Raw genomic sequence first — 4,912 nt, forward strand, 5'->3', positions numbered from 1 at the left:
ACTAAACGCTTCTTGTACTTGTTGCGCGCGACTTTTTACCCGGACAAGCTTTTCTGAACGGAACCCCCTAAGCCGAGTTTTCAAGGTGCTGTCCGCCCACTTGGTTTTCGAGACGGTCTTTTTAATTCTAACGTAAAGCCGTCGTAGAACGACGGGGTTTCAGACCCAAAATTTTCGATGATCGATCACTGATAACCAATAACTGAGATGAGATGGTTTTATTAGAAGCAGCGGTTCATTCTTCCCTACGCGCTTTTTTACGGGAACAAGGGCGCTTTTACTGGTCTCATCATCTCACTATGGGGCGACTGGTGGCTAGAGCTTTACGCCTAAAACGTTCCTCTCTCATACAAACTGGAACTACTCTCACCCGTTATTGTCTGAGTTATCTCACCCCAGCTCTTTTAGCTGATACACCTGTTCTAGTTGTTGCCCCGGAGTCAGAAGTAAACCTACTGTTAGAAGTGGAAATCCCCCATCTGCAAGCATGGTTACAAACTCAGCGAGATATCCTCAAAAGTGATCGCTTTCCCGCTAATTTTACGGGTTTACTCCTCACCACACCCCAAAAATGGTTAGAGGATAAATTGGGCAATCTCGGTCATTTTCCCCAGAATATCCCCACAATAATCGATCGAGCCGAAGATTTAGAAACTTGTCTAGTAGATTATCTCACCGTCACCATTACTCCCGAACAGTGGTTCGCTTTAGGGTCAGCATATCCCCAGCATAGAGAGTTTATAGACTTAATTAAAGCACAACTTAGCCAAAGTATTCTTGGTCATCCAATTAATCCCTATAATTGCTATCTTATTGATGCCAAAGAAAAAGAATATATAATTGCTCTCCTGCAACGCTTGGATCAAGACTTAGCCACTGATTCTGCTTGGCAACTTTTAGCGGCAAAAATCCCCGATCATAATTATCTCCTCTGGACATCAGTAGATCGAGATCGAGAAGAATTTACCCTAAAAATCAGTCCTCTGGAAGTGGCTAGTTTTCTCAAACCAATTTGGCAGCAGCAACCCTTTGTTTTAATCGGCAGTTTTTTAGATAGCGAAAAATCCGCTAATTTATACCGTCAAAATCAGGGCATCGGAGATATTTTAACTCTAAAGTTTGCAGCTGATCGCGAAAGTGAATATATTCATTTATATCTACCCGATCGCATCAGCGCCCCCAACACACCCGAATTTCAACCGATGTTATTAAAGCAAGTGCGCGAATTAGTTAGTGCTAATCATACCAGTGAACAACCGATCGTGATCCTGATTGAAGATGTTCCCCTCAAGGCACAAATTGCCACCCAAATCGCAGCCGATTACGGTTCGCGAGTGCAAGGGGAAAAAACTGAGATTAATAATAATACTATTCTGGTTTGTGGTTGGCAATTCTGGCAAACCCATCAAGAAAAATTTCCGACTCCCAGTTTATTAATTATCGCTACTTTACCCTTACCATCCCCCGAAAATCCTCTCGTTGCTGGCAAAATTGCTTACTACAAACGACAACATCTCGACTGGTTTCGTGCCTATCTTTTACCCACAGCAGTGAGGGAAATTCAGAAATCTGTCCAGTCTCTCCGGGAGTGTCAAGGTTGTGTGGCTGTCCTCGATAATCGTGTCAATGCCCGCAGTTATGGCCGACAAATTCTCTCCGCTTTAGAACCCTATGCTAAAGTTAATTATCTCGATCAACAATTTTTTCAAGATAAAGATTAAATCAGTTATCAGTTTACTGTTCACTGATTACTGATCACTGATAAAATCTCCCCCAGAGCCATATTTCCAACTGTCTAAATAACGATGGTAAAGATATTTTTGCTTGTCGGGTAACTTTTCTAAAACAGGTTTTAAGGTGGCTGCCAAGGGATATAAACCACTATACAAAGCTAAATTAAAATAATGTCCCGTCCAATCGATAAAAGGACTGATACCCACTTGCGGAATCATCGGTAAAACTAATTGAGGATTAACCAAAGGCAAAGTTTTTGAGAGGGAAGAAAACTGCACCACATCCTGTAAAAACGGTTTTAATACCTCATCTCCCAACTTATCCATTACCCGAAAAACTCCACTCATTAAGTCATTAATTTGATTGGGATTAGGGTTAGCATCTATCTGGACACTCATGGTTTTTTGAAATAGCCACGTTACCGATATATTAGGTTGATATGGTTGTAAAAGGGCTAAATCTTCTCGGTTTAAAGCATCGATTTGTAAAGCTTCCTCGATGGCGAAAGTTAGCCTTTTTAAATGCCTGACCATTGCCCCAAAACCACCAAAACTTACCGGAGATTGACTACCGCTACTATCTCCCACTGCCAGAATTCTTGCCCAAGGCATTTTTAAAGGACTTTGACGATAGGCCGGGAAAAAACCCGCTAGAAAACGCTGAAATTTTATCGCTTCTAAATCCACCTTTTGATACTCCGGCAGTAATCTTAAATACTCCTCCATCAAAAATTCTAAACTAAAGCGATCGGGATGGGTATCGAGATAGGTAAATAAATAAGTTGTCCGACCATCCCTAGCGGGAAATGCTTCCCAAAAGTATTGACATTGGTGCAAGATTGGGGTAAAAGAATAAATCAAATCACCAGTTTCATTACTGGGAAAACCCTGACCGCAACTACCCACCACTAAACAAACTCCATCGGGTTTTTCTCCTTTTCTTGCCTGTTTTGCAATTGGCGAAAAATGACCCATCGCATCGATTAATAAACGGGTTTTTAAAGTTACTTCTCCCGTTTTAACCATTACTCCATCGCTATGAACAATTGCCCCGCTAAACCCCGAATTTTCTAATAACTTTCCTCCCGCTTCTAAAAACTTAGTTTTTAAAGTGTCTAGCAAATAAACCGGATCAACACCGATATTTAAAATATCTCTAACCCAAAGCTCATAACCTTGATAAAATCCCACCCTCGCAGGATTATATTCCGTCGCTATCGCTTGATTTAATTCAGCTTCTGTCAATAAATCTAACTCTAAAAAACTGCTTAATTCTAAACGTGAAATATTCCACTCCTGCTCACGACCGCGCAGAATACCTCTTTCTAATAATGCCACACGCCAGCCCCTAGTTTGCAAAGCAGCCCCGATAAAAATTCCCAAAGTTCCCCCCGCAATCACTAGATCAAAATCCGTCTCTCCTAAAAATTCTTGACTTTGATTAATTACCGTAGGAATAACTGGATTTTCTAAGCGCAAAGCTTGCCAAGCTCGATCGCAGGCTCGCAATTGTTGTAAACTCTGAGGAGATACTCGATCGAGTAAAGATGCAACTAAAGACATAATCTTATATCAGTTATCAGTTATCAGTTATCAGTTATCAGTTATCAGTTATCAGTTATCAGTTATCAGTTATCAGTTACCAGTTATCAGTTATCAGTTATCACCATATCCAGAGGTAAAAACTATTTAGATTGGAAAAACTTTTTCCCTGCTTCAACGAGTTTATTAATATCCTTGAGAGAAACTCCGAAAATCGCTAAAACTCCCGTAAATACTAACAAAAAACCGATAAAACTATTCCGATCATAGAGGAATAAACCCACCAAAACGATAAAATAGGGAGAGAGAATTTTACTAATATTTTCAACTACAGTAACCACCTCTGGCGGGGGAGTCTCAACAAGATTAATATCAGTTTTATCCTGATCTGGTTCGAGATTTTGCTTAATCGAAAACATCACCTCCTGTAGGTCTTTTACCTCCGGTGGGTTCGGTTCTTTCGCTGGTTTGCCAAACATTGTTAACTCCCTCGCCAATTTATCTATATCCTCTATGGTAGCCAAAAAAAGGGCAAGCAGGAAAAGCGCGAGCAAGTCGAGAAATTCTCAGCGTAATTTTCCTTAACAATCCCCTCGGCCGCGGCTGCTATAATCAGAGGAACAACTCCCAAGTTCGTTAACGGTACAAAAAAACTATGAATACCAGTCCAGACCGTGTGATTATCTTCGATACCACCCTTCGAGATGGGGAACAGTCCCCGGGTGCCGCTTTAAATGTGGATGAGAAGCTAACCATAGCGCGCGCACTGGCACGACTGGGAGTTGATGTCATTGAAGCGGGTTTTCCCCACGCTAGTCCGGGGGACTTTGAAGCGGTTCAGAAAATTGCCGCCAGCGTCGGCAGCGAAGCTGATAGCCCGATTATTTGCGGATTAGCCCGGGCTACCCAAAAAGACATCAAATCTGCCGCCGATGCGCTCAGACCCGCCGCCAAGCCCAGAATTCACACCTTCCTAGCCACATCCGATATCCACCTCCAATACAAACTTAAGAAGACTCGTCAGGAAGTTCTTGAGATTGTGCCAGAAATGGTGGCCTATGCTAAATCCTTCCTTAATGATGTGGAATTTTCCCCCGAAGATGCCGGCCGCAGCGATCCGGAATTCCTCTATCAAGTCCTCGAAAGAGCGATCGCCGCAGGAGCCACCACCGTTAACATTCCCGATACCGTCGGTTACACCACCCCCAGCGAATTTGGGGCTTTAATCCGGGGAATTAAGGAAAATGTCCCCAATATCGACCAAGCGATTATCTCCGTCCATGGTCACGACGATTTAGGGTTAGCGGTGGCTAATTTCCTCGAAGCAGTTAAAAATGGCGCTCGACAGTTGGAATGTACCATTAACGGTATCGGTGAGCGCGCAGGTAATGCTTCCCTAGAAGAATTGGTGATGGCCCTTCATGTCCGGCGCTCCTATTTTAATCCTTTCCTTGGTCGTCCCCCAGAATCCACGGAACCTTTAACCAAGATCAACACCAAGGAAATCTATCGCACTTCTCGCCTAGTTTCTAATCTTACCGGCATGATCGTGCAACCGAATAAGGCGATCGTCGGTGCTAACGCTTTCGCACACGAGTCGGGAATCCATCAGGACGGGGTGTTAAAACATAAACTCA

At 42.9% G+C, this 4,912-nt stretch carries 4 protein-coding genes; 2 read left to right on the plus strand and 2 right to left on the minus strand.

Features of this window, described 5'->3' with window-relative positions; genetic code table 11:
• Positions 1–212 precede the first annotated feature (212 nt).
• Positions 213–1,721, plus strand: coding sequence for a helicase C-terminal domain-containing protein (locus tag IM479_RS04945; RefSeq protein ID WP_287684927.1), 1,509 nt, complete (start codon positions 213–215; stop codon positions 1,719–1,721).
• 27 nt (positions 1,722–1,748) lie between these two features.
• On the opposite strand, the gene IM479_RS04950 is transcribed toward IM479_RS04945, so the two are convergent.
• Positions 1,749–3,296, minus strand: coding sequence for an FAD-dependent oxidoreductase (locus IM479_RS04950; RefSeq protein WP_287684928.1), 1,548 nt, complete (start codon positions 3,294–3,296; stop codon positions 1,749–1,751).
• A 122-nt stretch (positions 3,297–3,418) separates the two neighbouring features.
• Entirely contained in the window at positions 3,419–3,754 is a 336-nt protein-coding gene (locus tag IM479_RS04955; protein WP_286825681.1) for a hypothetical protein, read from the minus strand.
• A gap of 176 nt (positions 3,755–3,930) precedes the next feature.
• Here IM479_RS04955 and IM479_RS04960 point away from each other — a divergent pair.
• Positions 3,931–4,912: 2-isopropylmalate synthase (locus tag IM479_RS04960; protein ID WP_287684930.1), on the plus strand; the 982-nt coding region annotated here is incomplete at its 3' end.

The organism is Microcystis sp. M165S2, from assembly GCF_020245885.1.
In the GTDB taxonomy this organism is placed as follows: Bacteria; Cyanobacteriota; Cyanobacteriia; order Cyanobacteriales; family Microcystaceae; genus Microcystis.